12 protein-coding genes are annotated in these 16,153 nt (G+C 60.6%); 5 read left to right on the forward strand and 7 right to left on the reverse strand.

What is annotated here, in order from left to right; genetic code table 11:
• Window positions 1–171 precede the first annotated feature (171 nt).
• Genes mfd through K1X80_RS20245 form a run of 3 tightly spaced genes read left to right on the forward strand, consistent with a single transcriptional unit; the run spans window position 172 to window position 6,904 of the window.
• Window positions 172–3,621, forward strand: coding sequence for a transcription-repair coupling factor (gene mfd / locus K1X80_RS20235; protein WP_057960297.1), 3,450 nt, complete (start codon window positions 172–174; stop codon window positions 3,619–3,621).
• A gap of 10 nt (window positions 3,622–3,631) precedes the next feature.
• On the forward strand, window positions 3,632–4,201 hold the full coding sequence (locus K1X80_RS20240) for a CsiV family protein (RefSeq protein WP_057438527.1): 570 nt from the start codon (window positions 3,632–3,634) through the stop codon (window positions 4,199–4,201).
• Window positions 4,202–4,210: 9 nt separating this feature from the next.
• On the forward strand, window positions 4,211–6,904 hold the full coding sequence (locus K1X80_RS20245; protein ID WP_057960298.1) for a DEAD/DEAH box helicase: 2,694 nt from the start codon (window positions 4,211–4,213) through the stop codon (window positions 6,902–6,904).
• A gap of 503 nt (window positions 6,905–7,407) precedes the next feature.
• Here K1X80_RS20245 and K1X80_RS20250 read toward each other — a convergent pair.
• From K1X80_RS20250 to K1X80_RS20260, 3 genes are all read right to left on the reverse strand, one after another.
• Window positions 7,408–8,370: an IS110 family transposase gene (locus tag K1X80_RS20250; RefSeq protein WP_076965387.1), complete on the reverse strand. Its 963-nt coding sequence runs from the start codon at window positions 8,368–8,370 to the stop codon at window positions 7,408–7,410.
• Between the two features lie 366 nt (window positions 8,371–8,736).
• The gene (gene nagZ, locus K1X80_RS20255) at window positions 8,737–9,747 is read right to left on the reverse strand and encodes a beta-N-acetylhexosaminidase (protein WP_057438525.1); all 1,011 of its coding nucleotides are present in this window, start codon (window positions 9,745–9,747) and stop codon (window positions 8,737–8,739) included.
• Between the two features lie 140 nt (window positions 9,748–9,887).
• Window positions 9,888–10,595, reverse strand: a complete 708-nt coding sequence (locus tag K1X80_RS20260) for a TetR/AcrR family transcriptional regulator (protein WP_057438524.1) — start codon at window positions 10,593–10,595, stop codon at window positions 9,888–9,890.
• Window positions 10,596–10,858: 263 nt separating this feature from the next.
• Between K1X80_RS20260 and lexA the strand changes: the two genes are divergently transcribed.
• Both lexA and sulA read left to right on the forward strand, forming a co-directional pair.
• Window positions 10,859–11,467 carry a transcriptional repressor LexA gene (lexA, locus tag K1X80_RS20265; protein ID WP_029300096.1) on the forward strand — a complete coding sequence of 203 codons (609 nt, stop codon included), beginning with the start codon at window positions 10,859–10,861 and terminating at the stop codon, window positions 11,465–11,467.
• 10 nt (window positions 11,468–11,477) lie between these two features.
• Window positions 11,478–11,957: an SOS-induced cell division inhibitor SulA gene (sulA, locus tag K1X80_RS20270; RefSeq protein WP_057438523.1), complete on the forward strand. Its 480-nt coding sequence runs from the start codon at window positions 11,478–11,480 to the stop codon at window positions 11,955–11,957.
• 150 nt (window positions 11,958–12,107) lie between these two features.
• Here sulA and K1X80_RS20275 read toward each other — a convergent pair whose 3' ends face one another.
• The 4 genes from K1X80_RS20275 to K1X80_RS20290 form a co-directional block, all read right to left on the reverse strand.
• Entirely contained in the window at window positions 12,108–12,341 is a 234-nt protein-coding gene (locus K1X80_RS20275; RefSeq protein WP_026136850.1) for a hypothetical protein, read from the reverse strand.
• Between the two features lie 122 nt (window positions 12,342–12,463).
• Window positions 12,464–12,985, reverse strand: coding sequence for a DUF6586 family protein (locus K1X80_RS20280; protein ID WP_057438522.1), 522 nt, complete (start codon window positions 12,983–12,985; stop codon window positions 12,464–12,466).
• A gap of 129 nt (window positions 12,986–13,114) precedes the next feature.
• Window positions 13,115–15,736: a type I DNA topoisomerase gene (gene topA / locus K1X80_RS20285; RefSeq protein ID WP_057960299.1), complete on the reverse strand. Its 2,622-nt coding sequence runs from the start codon at window positions 15,734–15,736 to the stop codon at window positions 13,115–13,117.
• Between the two features lie 114 nt (window positions 15,737–15,850).
• Window positions 15,851–16,087 carry a DUF1653 domain-containing protein gene (locus tag K1X80_RS20290; protein ID WP_029300088.1) on the reverse strand — a complete coding sequence of 79 codons (237 nt, stop codon included), beginning with the start codon at window positions 16,085–16,087 and terminating at the stop codon, window positions 15,851–15,853.
• Window positions 16,088–16,153 lie beyond the last annotated feature (66 nt).

Raw genomic sequence — 16,153 nt, forward strand, 5'->3', positions numbered from 1 at the left:
CTCCGAAACATACGTACATTTTGGCACTACATTTTGAGTCAAAACCGCGCATTGTTTGTCTTAGCCACTACATTTCCTACAAACCGTAATAGGCACAGTCAGCAACTGACAGGCGGCACTCCAGGCCGTTACAATTACCGACTTTGTCGCAACGCTGGAGCTCAAACGTCCGTGCCCGTCCTGCGTCTACCGCTACTCCCTGCCGAGGCAGGTAAACAGCATTGGGGCAATCTGCCCGGTGCCGCCCTGAGCCTGGCCATTGCCGAGGCTGCCAGTGCAGCCAAGCGCTTTACCCTGCTATTGACCGCCGACAGCCAAAGCGCCGAACGGTTGGAGCAGGAGCTGAGTTTCTTTGCCCCCGATTTGCCGGTGCTGCATTTCCCGGACTGGGAAACCCTGCCCTACGACTTGTTCTCGCCGCACCAGGACATCATCTCCCAGCGCATCGCCAGCCTGTACCGCTTGCCGGAACTGGCCCACGGTGTGCTGGTGGTGCCGATCACCACGGCCCTGCACCGCCTGGCGCCGACCAAGTTCCTGCTGGGCAGCAGCCTGGTGCTGGATATCGGCCAGAAACTCGACGTGGAGCAGATGCGCACGCGCCTGGAAGCCAGCGGCTACCGCTGCGTCGATACGGTGTACGAGCATGGCGAGTTCGCCGTGCGTGGCGCGCTGATCGACCTGTTCCCGATGGGCAGCAAACTGCCCTACCGCATCGACCTGTTCGACGACGAAATCGAGACCCTGCGCACCTTCGACCCGGAAAACCAGCGCTCCATCGACAAAGTACAGTCGATCAAGCTGCTGCCGGCCAGGGAATTCCCCCTGCAAAAAGACGCCGTCACACGCTTCAAGGCGCGCTTTCGCGAACGCTTTGACGTGGACTTCCGTCGTTGCCCGATCTTCCAGGACTTGAGCAGCGGGATTACCCCCGCCGGTATCGAGTACTACCTGCCGCTGTTCTTCGACGAAACCTCGACCCTGTTCGATTACCTGCCCCAGGACACTCAGGTGTTCTCGCTGCCGGGCATCGAACAGGCGGCGGAAAACTTCTGGAACGACGTACGCAACCGTTATGAAGAACGCCGCGTCGATCCATCCCGGCCTTTATTGCCGCCTGCCGAGCTGTTCCTGCCGGTAGAGGACTGCTTCGCCCGCCTGAAGAACTGGCCACGGGTGGTCGCCAGCCAACAGGATGTGGAAGCCGGCGTCGGCCGCGAACGCTTCCCCGCCCAAACCCTGCCCAACCTGGCCATCGAGGCCAAGGCCAGCCAGCCGCTGCAAGCGTTGTCCGACTTCCTCGGCGACTTCCCCGGCCGCGTGCTGTTTACCGCCGAATCCGCCGGGCGCCGCGAAGTGCTACTGGAGTTGCTGGAACGTCTGAAGCTGCGACCAAAAACCGTCGACAGCTGGCCGGACTTTGTCGCCGGCAAGGACCGCCTGGCGATCACCATTGCGCCGCTGAACGAAGGCCTGCAACTGGATGATCCGGCCCTGGCACTGATTGCCGAGAGCCCGCTGTTCGGCCAACGCGTGATGCAGCGCCGGCGCCGGGAAAAACGTGCCGACGCCAACAACGACGCGGTGATCAAGAACCTCACCGAACTGCGCGAAGGCGCGCCGGTGGTGCATATCGACCACGGCGTGGGACGCTACCTGGGCCTGCAGACCCTGGAGATCGACAACCAGGCAGCCGAATTCCTCACCATGGAATACGCCGAGGGCGCCAAGCTCTATGTGCCAGTGGCCAACCTGCACCTGATCGCGCGCTACACCGGCAGCGACGACGCCCTGGCGCCGTTGCACCGCCTGGGTTCCGAGACCTGGCAGAAGGCCAAGCGCAAGGCCGCCGAGCAGGTGCGCGACGTAGCCGCCGAACTGCTGGACATCTATGCTCGCCGCGCGGCCCGCGAAGGCTATGCGTTCGCCGACCCGAAGGCCGACTACGCCACGTTCAGCGCCGGCTTCGCCTTCGAAGAAACCCCGGACCAGCAAACCACCATCGACGCCGTGCGCGCCGATATGCTCGCGCCCAAGCCCATGGACCGCCTGGTCTGCGGTGACGTGGGCTTTGGCAAGACCGAAGTGGCGATGCGCGCCGCGTTTATCGCGGTGCATGGCGGCCGCCAGGTGGCAATCCTGGTGCCGACCACCCTGCTCGCCCAGCAGCACTACAACAGTTTTCGCGACCGCTTTGCCGATTGGCCGGTGACCGTAGAGGTGATGAGCCGCTTCAAGTCCGCCAAGGAAGTCAACGCAGCCGTGGCCGACCTGGCCGAAGGCAAGATCGACATCGTGATCGGTACCCACAAGCTGCTGTCGGACGATGTGAAGATCAAGAACCTGGGCCTGGTGATCATCGACGAAGAGCACCGCTTTGGCGTACGCCAGAAGGAGCAGCTCAAGGCCCTGCGCAGCGAGGTCGATATCCTGACCCTGACCGCCACACCGATCCCGCGCACGCTGAACATGGCGGTGTCGGGCATGCGCGACCTGTCGATCATCGCCACGCCGCCGGCACGACGCCTGTCGGTGCGCACCTTTGTCATGGAGCAGAACAACAGCACGATCAAGGAAGCCCTGCTGCGCGAGTTGCTGCGCGGCGGCCAGGTCTACTACCTGCACAACGATGTGAAAACCATCGAGAAATGCGCCGCCGACCTCGCCGAACTGGTGCCGGAAGCGCGGATCGGCATCGGCCACGGGCAGATGCGCGAACGCGAACTCGAACAGGTGATGAGCGACTTCTACCACAAGCGCTTCAACGTGCTGATCGCCTCGACCATTATCGAGACCGGCATCGACGTGCCGAGCGCCAACACCATTATCATCGAGCGCGCCGACAAGTTCGGCCTGGCGCAGCTGCACCAGTTGCGTGGCCGGGTCGGCCGCAGTCACCACCAGGCCTACGCCTACCTGCTGACGCCACCGCGCCAGCAAATTACCGGCGATGCGGAAAAGCGCCTGGAAGCCATCGCCAACACCCAGGACCTGGGTGCGGGCTTTGTGCTGGCCACCAACGACCTGGAAATCCGTGGCGCCGGCGAACTGCTGGGCGACGGCCAGAGCGGGCAGATCCAGGCCGTGGGCTTTACCCTCTACATGGAGATGCTGGAGCGCGCGGTGAAGGCCATCCGCAAAGGCGAACAACCGAACCTCGACCAGCCCCTGGGCGGCGGGCCGGAAATCAACCTGCGTCTGCCAGCATTGATTCCCGAGGACTACCTGCCGGATGTGCATGCACGCCTGATCCTGTACAAGCGCATCGCCTCGGCCACTGACGAAGAAGGTCTCAAGGACCTGCAAGTGGAGATGATCGACCGCTTCGGCCTGTTGCCGGAGCCGACCAAGAACCTGGTGCGCCTGACCCTGCTCAAATTGCAGGCCGAGCAACTGGGGATCAAGAAGGTCGACGCCGGGCCGCAGGGCGGGCGTATCGAGTTCGAAGCGCAGACGCCGGTAGACCCGCTGGTACTGATCAAGTTGATCCAGGGCCAGCCCAACCGCTACAAATTCGAAGGCGCTACGCTGTTCAAGTTCATGGTGCCGATGGAACGTGCAGAAGAGCGCTTTAATACATTGGAGGCGCTGTTTGAGCGCCTCATCCCGAAACCTGCTTGAAGGACGCCCCATGCGCCTGCTTCGTATCCTGAGCCTGTTGTTGGTGGTAGTCGCACCTTCGGCGTTTGCCGACAGCCTCTACCAGGTGGAAATGATCCTGATCCGCCAGAATGCAGAGCCGCTGATCAATAGCCGGCCAGCCCCGGAAGACTGGGCCGCCGGGGCGCCACGCCAAGGGATCGAGAAAATCAGCCCGCCGCGCCTGAACAATATCGTCGAGAAACTCCAGGCCAATGGCGACTACACCGTGCTGCTGCACAAAGCCTGGGAGCAGAACCTGGGCGAGCAGCCGGTGAAGGTGAAAATCACCGACGGCCAGGAACAGTTTGGCCAATACCCCATCCAGGGCACACTGGACCTGCAATTGGGGCGTTTTACCCGTATTGACGCCAGCTTCTGGCTCAACCAGTTCGACAACAACGGCAGCGTGATTGCCAGCGAACACTTGAGCCAGCCGGACGTGCGCACCAAGAACAACCAGCTCAATTACCTGGACGCCGGCCACCTGGCCCTGCTGATCAAGATCACCTCCCTTACCGCCAAGCCACCGAGCGCGCCGCCGCCCGGCCTGGCGGACTGATCCAGCGCCATGCCCCTGACGTCGTCGCTGACCAAACCCCTGGCTCCGTCCTGGGCCAACCGCTTCAAGGAACAAAGCCTGGAGCGCGGCCGGCGCTACGCCCTGGAAAACCGCGTAAGGATTGTCGAGTCCGGCGACAGCACCATCATCGCCAGTTGCGAAGGCTCGGGCGGCAATGTGTATCGCCAGACCATCTCCCTGCGCGAATCGGCCAAAGGCACCCTGATCCTGGTGGACAGCCGTTGCACCTGCCCCGTGCACACCAATTGCAAACACATCGCGGCCGTGCTGCTGCAGGTCCAGGAAACCCTGGCCTACCCGGCGGCGGCCAAGGATGCCGAGCTGCTGGAGAAACTGCAGGCCGTGCTGGATAACCGCGTGGTCCTGCCGCAAGTGGTGCTCGAGGATGTGCAGCCGATTCCCCGGCTGTGGCTGGCCAGCATCGAGTTCAGCGCCTTTGAGCCACGCAACGGCAAGATGCAGCGCTATATCCAGCACCGGGCGGCGCTGTCATTCAATTACCAGGGCAACTATGTCAGCGGCCAGAAAAACGCCGACATCATTGTCCGCCAGGAAACCCAGAGCCTGCGGATCAAGCGCCATCCCGAGGTGGAGCAAGGCTTTCGCGAGCACCTGCGCCTGCTGGGCTTCAAGATCGCCACCCGCCAGAGCAAGGCCCTGCCGGAAAGCGCCGGCGAGCTGTTTGAGATGGTCAATGACAGCGCCTGGCTGAACTTCACCCTCAACGCCTCCCCAAGCCTGCGGGCTGCCGGCTGGGAACTGCAGATCGACGAGGATTTCGGCTTCGACCTGAGCCCGGTCGAGGACTGGTACGCCAGCGTCGATGAAGTGCCGGAGCGCGACTGGTTCGACCTGGAGTTGGGGATTATCGTCAATGGCGAACGGCTGAGCCTGCTGCCGATCCTGCTGAACCTGATGCGCTCCCACACCGAAATCCTCAACCCGGAAAAGCTCGCGCGCCGCCGCGACGACGAACTGATCCTGGTGAACATCCCCGGCCTGCCCAACGGTGGCCACGGCCCGCTGCAAGTCGCCCTGCCCTACGGCCGGCTCAAACCGGTGCTGGCGACCCTCGGTGAGTTCTACCTGCAGGAGCCTGGCACCACCGCCTTGCGCCTGGCCAAGGCCGACGCGATTCGCCTCAACCCGCTGGAAGACCTGCCGCTGCAATGGGAAGGTGGCGAGCAGATCCGCAACTTTGCCCAGCGCCTGCGCGACATCAAGGACTTCACCTGCGCCGCCCCCGAGGGCCTCAACGCCACGTTGCGCCCCTACCAGCTCGAAGGCCTGAGCTGGATGCAGTCCCTGCGCCAACTGGAAGTGGGCGGGATTCTCGCGGATGACATGGGCCTGGGCAAAACCCTACAGACCCTGGCGCATATTCTCAGCGAAAAAATCGCCGGGCGCCTGGACCGGCCGTGCATGGTGGTGATGCCTACCAGCCTGATCCCCAACTGGCTCGACGAAGCGGCGCACTTCACCCCGCAGCTCAAGGTGCTGGCACTGTACGGTGCCGGGCGCAAGAAACACTTCGCCCAGTTGCAGGATTACGACCTGCTGCTGACCACCTACGCCCTGCTGCCCAAAGACATCGAACAACTGGCCGTGCAGCCACTGCATGTGCTGATCCTCGACGAAGCCCAGTACATCAAGAACCCCACCAGCAAGGCCGCCCAGGCCGCCCGCGAGCTGAATGCACGCCAGCGCCTGTGCCTGAGCGGCACGCCCCTGGAAAACCACCTGGGCGAGCTGTGGTCGCTGTTCCACTTCCTGCTGCCGGGTTGGTTGGGCGATGTAAAAAGCTTCAACCGTGACTACCGCGTGCCCATCGAAAAACGCGGCAGCGACGTGCGATTGCAACACCTCAACGGTCGGATCAAGCCGTTCCTGCTGCGCCGTACCAAGGAACAGGTGGCTACTGAATTGCCGCCCAAGACCGAGATCATCCACTGGGTCGATCTCAATGAAGCCCAGCGCGATGTGTACGAAACCATGCGCCTGGCCATGGACAAGAAGGTGCGCGACGAGATCACCCGCAAGGGCGTGGCCCGCAGCCAGATCATCATTCTGGAAGCGCTGCTCAAGCTGCGCCAGGTCTGTTGCGATCTGCGCCTGGTAAACGACGCCACCCTGCCCGCACGCGGCAGCAGTTCCGGCAAGCTCGACAGCCTGATGGAGATGCTCGACGAGCTGTTTGCCGAAGGGCGCAGGATCCTGCTGTTCTCGCAGTTCACCTCGATGCTCAGCCTGATTGAGCTCGAGCTGAAAAAACGCGGGGTCGCCTACGCCTTGCTGACCGGCCAGACCCGCGACCGGCGCACGCCGGTCAAGGACTTCCAGAGTGGCAAGCTGCAGATCTTCCTGATCAGCCTCAAGGCGGGCGGCGTGGGGCTTAACCTGACCGAAGCCGATACCGTGATCCACTACGACCCCTGGTGGAACCCGGCCACGGAAAACCAGGCGACTGACCGTGCGTATCGCATCGGCCAGGAAAAGCCAGTGTTTGTGTACAAGATGATTGCCCGGGGCACCGTGGAAGAGAAGATCCAGGCGCTGCAGCAAGAAAAGTCAGACCTGGCAGCGGGGGTGCTGGATGGCCGCACCACGGGCGACTGGAAGCTGGGCAACGAGGATATCGAGGCGCTGTTTGCGCCGTTGCCCCAAAAGCTAGAGAAGCGTTGATAGCTAGATAGCTATCGCGGGCACGCCCGCTCCCACAGGGGGCTCACTGGGGCAGAGATTTTTGGTACCACCACAAATCAAATGTGGGAGCTGGCTTGCCTGCGATAGCGGTGGGTCAGCCGCCAGAAAGAGTGACTGGGTTACCGCGATCGCGGGCAAGCCCACTCCCACAGGGGATCTCACTGGGGCAGAGATTTTTGGTACCGCCACAAATCAAATGTGGGAGCTGGCTTGCCTGCGATCGCGGTGGGTCAGCCGCCAGAAAGAGTGACTGGGCTGCCGCCATCGCGGGCAAGCCCGCTCCCACAGGGGGGGCTCACTGGGGCAGAGATTTTTGGTACCGCCACAAATCAAATGTGGGAGCTGGCTTGCCTGCGATAGCGGTGGGTCAGCCGCCAGAAAGAGTGACTGGGCTGCCGCGATCGCGGGCAAGCCCACTCCCACAGGGGGGGCTCACTGGGGCAGAGAATTATGGCCCCGCCACAAATCAAATGTGGGAGATTCTATGGTTTTGGGGAAGCCCCCAAAACCGCTTTTGACTGGTATTCGCTCAGGTTTTTCATGAGCGAAAAGGCGATGCGCGCCAGCTTGCGGCCAATGATGACCAGGGCTTGAGTCGTTTTCAGGCCCCTGGCCAGATAACCCTCGTATAAAGGTTTCCAGGCTTCTGACCTGATACCTGCTGACGCCGCGTTATGCAGCAATCTGCGTATCTCTGAATCTCCCTTCTTGCTCAATGAGCGGCGTCCGCTCATTTGCCCAGAATCGGATACTCTCAAGTCCATTCCCAAGAACGCGATGTAAGCGTCAGCACTTTCAAATTCTCCTCGCTGAAACGCCATTACCAGGGCAACTGCTGTCAGAAAACCAATGCCCTCGACGGCTTGGCAGCGCTTGACCTGATGCAAAAGCCCCGCCTCAGTAACAGCATCTAATATCCTTTTCTCAATGAGCCCCTCATGCCTATCAAGACACGCTGAAATGCTCTTGGACGAGGCCTTGAGTGATGGCTCGCCCGCCCAGCTCTGATTCAGTGCAACACGCATTTTCACCAGCGCTGCGCGTCGACGCAGCAAGCTTTGAAGCTTGGTATAAATCTTCGGCGGCGGATTCCAGGCGCGTAAATCAGCCTGTTCATTCTTCAAGTAGCGAGCCAGCAACTGCGCATCACTGAAGTCTGTTTTAGCGCGACCACCTGTGCCTTTGCGGTAATGGCTAAGGCGATATCCATCAATCACGTAAACGATATGGCCCATCGAATGAGCCAAATTGACGGTATCCACGTGATAGATATTGGTGGCTTCAATTGCGATGGCGCTGCCCGCAGGCAAAGACTTCAGCCATGCCTTCAGCTCGCTTTTCTTGTTCGATACGATCTTTGTTTCAGCAGTTTCACTTTGATAAACAACTACTTCGGCTTTAGCGACATCCACTCCAATGATTGATTGCGAGACAGTCATTGCCATGAGAAAAGCTCCGGGTTAGGGTTTACGGGCTTGTCGGGGCTTCACCGTTGCGCTGGCTTGCTTCTATCGTCGGTCATGGCCGATGCATTCCTTATCGGCGCTTTGGTGAAGGGGTGGGACGAAGTCTCCCACGGTCTGTACTGGCTAGAGTCAGATGCTGGCTTTTAGTCCCACCACCCCTACAAGTCTAACCATACAAGCTGGCTTGCCTGCGATAGCGGAGGGTCAGCCGCCAGAAAGAGTGACTGGGCTGCCGCCATCGCGGGCAAGCCCGCTCCCACAGGGGGCCCACTGGGGCAGAGATTTTTGGTACCGCCACAAATCAGATGTGGGAGCTGGCTTGCCTGCGATGGGCGCACCTCAATCTCATTCGATCAACTGTGCATCCCGAAGCGCGCCAAGTGCCGCCAACCAACGCGGATCCTGCTTATAGTCAGTCGACGCAATCGCCTGCCCACGCATACGGGCAATACGTGCCGATGGCGTGACCTTCATGCGCTGGGCGGCACTCAGGGCCAGCTCGGCCGCCGCGCGGTCATTGCACACCAGGCCCATGTCGCAGCCAGCACTTAAAGCAGCCTCGATCCGGCTCGCCGCATCCCCCACCACGTGGGCACCGGCCATGGACAGGTCATCACTGAAAATGACCCCGTCGAACTGCAATTCGCCGCGCAGGATGTCCTGCAACCAGCGACGCGAGAAGCCGGCCGGCTGGTTATCCACCTGAGGGTAAATAACGTGGGCCGGCATGACCGCGGCCAATTGCTTGCTCAGGCGCGCGAACGGCACCAGGTCATGGGTGCGCAGTTGTTCCAGGCTGCGCTCATCAACAGGAATGGCGACGTGGGAATCTGCCTCGGCCCAGCCATGACCCGGGAAGTGCTTGCCGGTGGCGGCCATGCCAGCGCTGTTCATGCCCCGGATAAAGGCGCCGGCCAGCAACGCGGCACGCTCGGGATCACCTTCGAACGAGCGCGTGCCTACGACGGCGCTGCGCTGGTAGTCGAGGTCCAGCACGGGGGCGAAGCTCAGGTCCAGGCCGACGGCCAGTACTTCCGTGGCCATGACCCAACCGCACTGCTCGGCCAGGTATTCGGCATTGGCATTGTCCGCCAACGCCCGCATGGCCGGCAGGCGTACAAACCCCTGGCGCAGGCGCTGGACCCGACCGCCTTCCTGATCCACAGCCAGCAACAGGTCCGGGCGCACTGCGCGAATGGCGGCGCTCAATTCCCGCACCTGGCGCGGATGCTCGATGTTGCGCGCAAAAATGATCAGGCCGCCCACTTCAGGCTGGCGCAACAAGTGGCGATCTTCAGCCGTCAGCCAGGTGCCGGCGACGTCCACCATCAAAGAGCCTTGCAGGGCAGCAGTCATAAATTTTCCTTGAATGACGCGCGCACTTCACCGCCTCGCCAGGTCAAGCCAGGCAAGGCGGTGAAGTGCGGATAAATAGTTGAAATCGGCATGGGCGGCTAGCTTAGCGGATGCAAGCGGTTGCGCCCAGACGCCAGTGGCTAAACCTTGGCCGCCACCGGGACAGACTTGCTGCGCGGGCGCAGTTGAGCGGCGGCCATGGCCGGGTCGGTGACGCCGCTTTCCGCGCGCATGCCAGCGGCCAGGAACGGCACCATCAGGCGCATCACCTGCTCGATGGAGGTGTTGACGCCGAAATCGGTCTCGGCGATGGCGCGCAAGGCTTTGATCCCGGACATGCTGAACGCAGCAGCACCGAGCATGAAGTGCACGCGCCAGAACAATTCGATAGGGGGAATACGCGGGGCCGCCTCGTTCACCAGCAACATGTAGCGACGGAATACTTTGCCGTACATGTCTTCGAGGTAACGTCGCAAGTGGCCCTGGCTCTGACTGAACGCCAGGCCCAGCAGGCGCATGAAGATCGACAGATCGTTGCCGCTGCGCGGCTGTACCACCAGGGCTTGCTCGACGAGGATTTCCAGCAGGTCTTCCAGGCTCGGCTTATTCTCAGGCTTGGCCTGGCGACGCTCCAGCTCACGGTCGAGGCTGATGCAGAATGGCCCCAGGAAGCGCGAGAACACCGCCTGAATCAGGGCTTTTTTCGAGCCGAAATGATAGTTCACTGCTGCCAGGTTGACCCCGGCCTTGCTGGTGATAAGCCGCAATGAAGTTTCAGCAAATCCTTTTTCCGCGAACAACTGCTCGGCAGCATCGAGAATGCGTTCAACGGTTTCCGACTGGGCCATGGCTACTCCGCCTGACAAACACTTGTTTGAAACATACGTTTCACCTTGTGCAATGTCAAGCCTGCAGGTCCGTTTTCCGGCCGGTCAGTCACCCGATTCGCACCTATTTAATCACATCTTCCATCGCCTGTAGGCAGCGCTGTCTCCAGGCTTTGCAGGGCCCGACGGATGACCGTCCGGCGGAGTCGGCAAAAACGATGATTGCCAAGCGCAGTTCACTGTATATAATCCCAGTCACTGTATAAAAAGACAGAGCGATCAACATGCTAAAACTGACGCCACGCCAAGCTGAGATTCTCGCTTTTATCAAGCGCTGCCTCGACGACAACGGCTATCCGCCGACCCGGGCAGAAATCGCCCTGGAGCTGGGATTCAAATCCCCCAATGCTGCCGAAGAACACCTGAAGGCCCTTGCCCGCAAGGGTGCGATCGAAATGACCCCGGGTGCGTCCCGCGGTATTCGTATCCCTGGCTTCGAAGCCAAGGCTGACGAATCGACACTGCCGATCATCGGCCGGGTCGCTGCCGGTGCGCCGATTCTGGCACAACAGCACGTCGAAGAGTCCTGCAACATCAACCCGACCTTCTTCCATCCTCGCGCCGACTATCTGTTGCGGGTCCATGGCATGAGCATGAAGGACGTGGGCATCTTCGACGGCGACCTGCTGGCCGTGCACACCACCCGCGAAGCGCGTAACGGCCAGATCGTCGTGGCCCGCATTGGCGATGAAGTAACGGTCAAGCGCTTCAAGCGCGAAGGCAGCAAAGTCTGGCTGCTGGCAGAAAACCCTGAGTTTTCGCCGATTGAAGTCAACCTGAAGGATCAGGACCTGGTGATCGAAGGCTTGAGTGTCGGCGTAATTCGCCGCTAACGGAGGCATCATGCAGTTCCCACACGCGCAACAACATACACAACTGCCGCTGTTTGAGGCCTTTCTGGCCCAGCCACTTGCACCTATCCTCAGCGAGGCGGTGGAGTCCCCATGGACCGCCCCCGCCGAACCGGAGGTCTTCAGTGAATTGTCGTTGCGCGGCGCTGCCGGGAACTGCCTGAGCTTGCTGGCGCCGATCCTGCGTGAACTGAGCGAGGAACAGGACGCCCGCTGGCTGACCCTGATCGCCCCACCCTCCAGCCTGACCCAAGCCTGGCTGCGGGATGCAGGCCTGAACCGCGAGCGCATCCTGCTGCTGCAACCACGCGGTGCCCAGAGCGCCCAGCAACTGACCTGCGAGGCATTGCGCCTGGGGCGTAGCCACACCGTCGTCAGCTGGCTGAACCCGCTGGGCGCTTCGGCCAAGCAGCAGTTGATCAGCGCAGCGCGCACAGGCGATGCACAAAGTTTGAATATTCGATTGGGATAAACCCGAGACTGGCGCGCAACGCGTTCTCGGGAGTGGCACAGGTCGTCCGATTGCAGCCTGACGTCAGGTCAGTGCCTGCGATGGACGCAAGGCTTCTACAGAATTGAGAAGCCGATTGAACATTTGAATCTTAAAAAACGCCAAACGGACTCAGTGAAGAACCCGTGGACCGTCGTCTTTTTCAGGTTCGCCTTCAGCCAGGCGCCCCGCCATCTGCACACCCACGCTCAACATGGCTTTTGCCACTTCCACATGCTGGCCTTGCAGGAACGCCTTGGCGTCCTCGGAAAAATCCAAAGTCACCAGAGAACCCTCGTCCTCAGCCCTGCGCAGCTCAATTCGGCCGTCGGGCAATTCAACAATTTCCAGAAAGGACGTTGGCATAAAAATCTGTTCTCCAGGATAGCCCGGCATTATATCAGGCATGAGGGCTGCATCGCTCGGTATCTGAGGCAGCTTGCCGTGCGGCTTGATGAATGGTCAAAGGCCTGCCGAGTACACCCGGCTCAGCACTCGTTCAATCCATCCCGAAAGCGGATCGCCAGCTTCTTCAGCTCCTGGCGCCAACTCTCCAGTTCGGCCCGGCTTAGTGGCTCCGGCCCTTCTTCTTCCAGGCTGACCGCAACGATCAGCGGCTGGGTCACATCGCCCTTGGGCTTGTGCGGCACACGCGGCGGCTGGAACATCGCCGAATGCGCAGCCAACAAGCGTGCCAGCCAACTGTCTGGGCTGCGGGCCATTTCCACCAATTCAGCCAACTCAGGAATAGCCAGCGACTCCTGCACCTCACGGGTCAGGATATCCTCGGCCCGTGGCGCATTCGCCTGGGGCAAACGATAGAAGCCGGCAATTTCATGACACAGGCCCAGCAAGGCCCCGTACAGGTGAAACAACGCCGACTCTCGACCCGCCTGGACCAGCGCGATAGCGTTCATCTCCTTTCCTTCCTCGGCGCGGCCAAGGGCTTCCAGGGACAAACCCGCGAAGTAAATTTTCTGGTTGGTACGGGTATAGAGTTCGTTGGCCATGACGGCAGTCTCCACAACGACATAGATGTGATGCTGGCTGAACAGTGTCAAGGATGAGACAAGTCCACTGCAAGCGCAAAACAAAAGGCCGCCTGTGAAGGCGGCCTTTACTTCAACGCAGGTGCTGGATCAAGCGCCCTGGCGCTTATCCTCGACCTTCCACTTGCCACCGTCGTAGAAGGCTTTCCAGCCCGTAGGCTTGCCGTCCACTTCGGTCTGCACGTACTGCTCCTTGGTCTTGCGGCTGTAGCGGATCACGGCCGGGCGACCGTCGGGATCCTTCTTCGGCGCTTCGCACAGGAAGTGGTACTTCGGATCGATTTCATCCTTGTGCGGCACGATCTCCAGCACCAGCGGCGCACGGGTTTCGCGATTTTTAGGGAACTGGCTGGCGGCCAGGAACAAGCCCGAAGCGCCGTCACGCAGGATATAGGTGTCGTTGACCTTCTCGCACTTGAGCTCGGGCATCTTCACCGGGTCCATCTTCGGCGGCGCCGCATCACCGCTTTTCAGCAGTTTGCGGGTGTTCTTGCAGGTCGGGTTGGTGCAACCGAAGAACTTGCCGAAACGACCGGTCTTGAGCTGCATCTCGCTGCCGCACTTGTCGCATTCCAGGCTCGGGCCTTCATAGCCCTTGATGCGATAGGTGCCTTCTTCGATCTCGTAGCCGTTGCAATCGGGGTTGTTACCACAGATGTGCAGCTTGTGCTTCTCGTCCAGCAGGTAGGCATCCATGGCCGTGCTGCAGATCGGGCAACGGTGCTTGCCACGCAGCACCAGCGACTCGGATTCACCCTCGTCATCGGCAGCGATTTCATCACCTGGCACCAGGTTGACGGTGGCCTTGCAGCGCTCTTTGGGCGGCAGGCTGTAGCCCGAGCAACCCAGGAACACACCGGTCGACGCGGTACGGATCTGCATTGGACGACCGCAAGTGGTGCACGGAATATCCGTCATCACCGGCTGATTGGCACGCATGCCGTTTTCCGGGCTCTCGGCTACTTCGAGTTTTTTCTTGAAGTCGCCGTAGAACTCGTCGAGTACGTTTTTCCAGTCGCGCTCGCCCTGGGCCACGTCATCGAGATTCTCTTCCATACCGGCAGTAAAGCCGTAGTCCATCAGGTTGGAGAAGCTCTCGGACAGACGCTCAGTAACGATATCGCCCATCTTTTCCGAATAGAAACGACGGTTGTGCAAGGCAACGTAGCCACGGTCCTGGATCGTGGAAATGATCGCCGCATAGGTCGAAGGACGACCGATACCGCGTTTTTCCATCTCCTTGACCAGGCTGGCTTCCGAATAACGGGGTGGTGGCTTGGTGAAGTGCTGGCTCGGATCGAGTTTGATCAGCTTCAGCGCATCGCCCTGGGCCATGTCTGGCAGCACATCGTCATCACCCGGCTTGGCGATTTGCGGCATCACGCGGGTATAGCCGTCGAACTTGAGGATCCGGCCCTTGGCACGCAGCTCGAAGTCCCCGGCACCCACTGTGACGGTGGTGGACAGGTATTGCGCCGGCAGCATCTGGCACGCCAGGAACTGGCGCCAGATCAGCTCGTAGAGGCGCTCAGCGTCGCGCTCCATGCCGGTCAGCTTGCTTGGCTCGGTATTGGCGTCGGACGGACGAATCGCTTCGTGAGCCTCTTGTGCGCCTTCCTTGCTGCTGTAGACGTTTGGCTTCTCCGGCAGGTACTTCTTGCCGAACTCGCTTTCAATATAAGTACGCGCCATCGCCACCGCGTCCACCGACAGGTTGGTGGAGTCAGTACGCATATAAGTGATGTAGCCCGCTTCGTACAGACGCTGGGCCATCATCATCGTCTTCTTCACGCCAAAGCCCAGGCGGTTGCTCGCGGCCTGTTGCAGGGTGGAGGTGATGAACGGCGCCGACGGCTTGCTGCTGGTGGGCTTGTCTTCACGCTTGACGATGCTGTAGCTGGAAGTCTTGAGCTTGTCCAGCGCGGCCATGGCCTGGGCTTCGTTGAGCGGCTTGAAGGCCTCGCCTTTCTCGCGGGCCACTTCAAAGCGCACGTTATTGCCCTTGGCTGTACCGAGGTCCGCGTGGACTTCCCAGTACTCTTCAGGGTTGAACGCACGAATCTCGCGCTCACGCTCCACCACCAGCTTGACCGCTACCGATTGCACACGGCCAGCGGACAGGCCGCGGGCGATCTTCGCCCACAGCAGTGGCGAGACCATGTAGCCGACGACGCGGTCGAGGAAGCGCCGCGCCTGTTGGGCATTGACGCGGTCAATGTCCAACTCGCCCGGCTTGGAGAAGGCTTCCTGGATCGCCTTCTTGGTGATTTCGTTGAACACCACGCGCTTATAGCGGCTGTCATCCCCACCGATGGCTTCGCGCAGGTGCCAGGCAATGGCTTCCCCTTCGCGGTCCAAGTCCGTCGCGAGATAGATGGTGTCAGCATCCTTGGCGAGCCGGCGCAGCTCCTCGATCACCTTTTCCTTGCCCGGAAGGATTTCGTACTTGGCCTTCCAGCCATGATCCGGGTCCACACCCATGCGCGAGACCAGCTGCTTGCGCGCCTTCTCTTTAGGCGAGAGCACCGGACCTTCGCCCGCAGCCGCCTTGCCGCGCTTGGCAGCAGGCTCCTTGCTGGCGCTAGCCGAACCGCTGGTGGGCAGGTCTCGGATATGGCCGATACTCGACTTCACCACGTACTCGTTACCCAAGTACTTGTTGATGGTCTTGGCCTTAGCCGGGGATTCCACAATGACCAGCGATTTGCCCATGGATCGGAAAATTCCTGAATTCGAGAAGAGAAAGGCGGTTGGCGCCTGACGCGGCAACGCTATATATAGTGGCAACACAGTGAGGTCAAGCGCAGCATTGCGCGCAACCCGCCGTTATTGCCCTGAAAAAAGACTGGGTTCGACCTGCACCAAAGCAAAGCGCGGGACCTGCTTGCCGTCAACCTCGACGGTCTCCAGGAACATGCTCAAGGGACGCACCCAAAAGCCGTAATCGCCATACAGTGCTTGGTAGAACACCACTTCTTCCTCGGTCTCGGAGTGCCGTGCCACATTAAAAACGCGGTACTTGGGACCTTTATAATGCTGGTAGAGCCCTGGTTCGACTTTCATGCTCTGACCCTCTTACAAAATTTATTAAAAAAAAATTAAAAATTCCAAAAAACAAAAACCGGGGCA

It is taken from the genome of Pseudomonas sp. So3.2b (assembly GCF_019464415.1).
Classification (GTDB): domain Bacteria; phylum Pseudomonadota; class Gammaproteobacteria; order Pseudomonadales; family Pseudomonadaceae; genus Aquipseudomonas; species Aquipseudomonas shahriarae.

Excerpts from the sequence above, each read along its gene's own strand:
- K1X80_RS20240 (WP_057438527.1), top strand. The coding sequence starts at position 3,632 with ATGCGCCTGCTTCGTATCCTGAGCCTGTTGTTGGTGGTAGTCGCACCT.
- K1X80_RS20245 (WP_057960298.1), top strand. The coding sequence starts at position 4,211 with ATGCCCCTGACGTCGTCGCTGACCAAACCCCTGGCTCCGTCCTGGGCC.
- K1X80_RS20250 (WP_076965387.1), bottom strand. The coding sequence starts at position 8,370 with ATGGCAATGACTGTCTCGCAATCAATCATTGGAGTGGATGTCGCTAAA.
- nagZ (WP_057438525.1), bottom strand. The coding sequence starts at position 9,747 with ATGACTGCTGCCCTGCAAGGCTCTTTGATGGTGGACGTCGCCGGCACC.
- K1X80_RS20260 (WP_057438524.1), bottom strand. The coding sequence starts at position 10,595 with ATGGCCCAGTCGGAAACCGTTGAACGCATTCTCGATGCTGCCGAGCAG.
- lexA (WP_029300096.1), top strand. The coding sequence starts at position 10,859 with ATGCTAAAACTGACGCCACGCCAAGCTGAGATTCTCGCTTTTATCAAG.
- sulA (WP_057438523.1), top strand. The coding sequence starts at position 11,478 with ATGCAGTTCCCACACGCGCAACAACATACACAACTGCCGCTGTTTGAG.
- K1X80_RS20275 (WP_026136850.1), bottom strand. The coding sequence starts at position 12,341 with ATGCCAACGTCCTTTCTGGAAATTGTTGAATTGCCCGACGGCCGAATT.
- K1X80_RS20280 (WP_057438522.1), bottom strand. The coding sequence starts at position 12,985 with ATGGCCAACGAACTCTATACCCGTACCAACCAGAAAATTTACTTCGCG.
- topA (WP_057960299.1), bottom strand. The coding sequence starts at position 15,736 with ATGGGCAAATCGCTGGTCATTGTGGAATCCCCGGCTAAGGCCAAGACC.
- K1X80_RS20290 (WP_029300088.1), bottom strand. The coding sequence starts at position 16,087 with ATGAAAGTCGAACCAGGGCTCTACCAGCATTATAAAGGTCCCAAGTAC.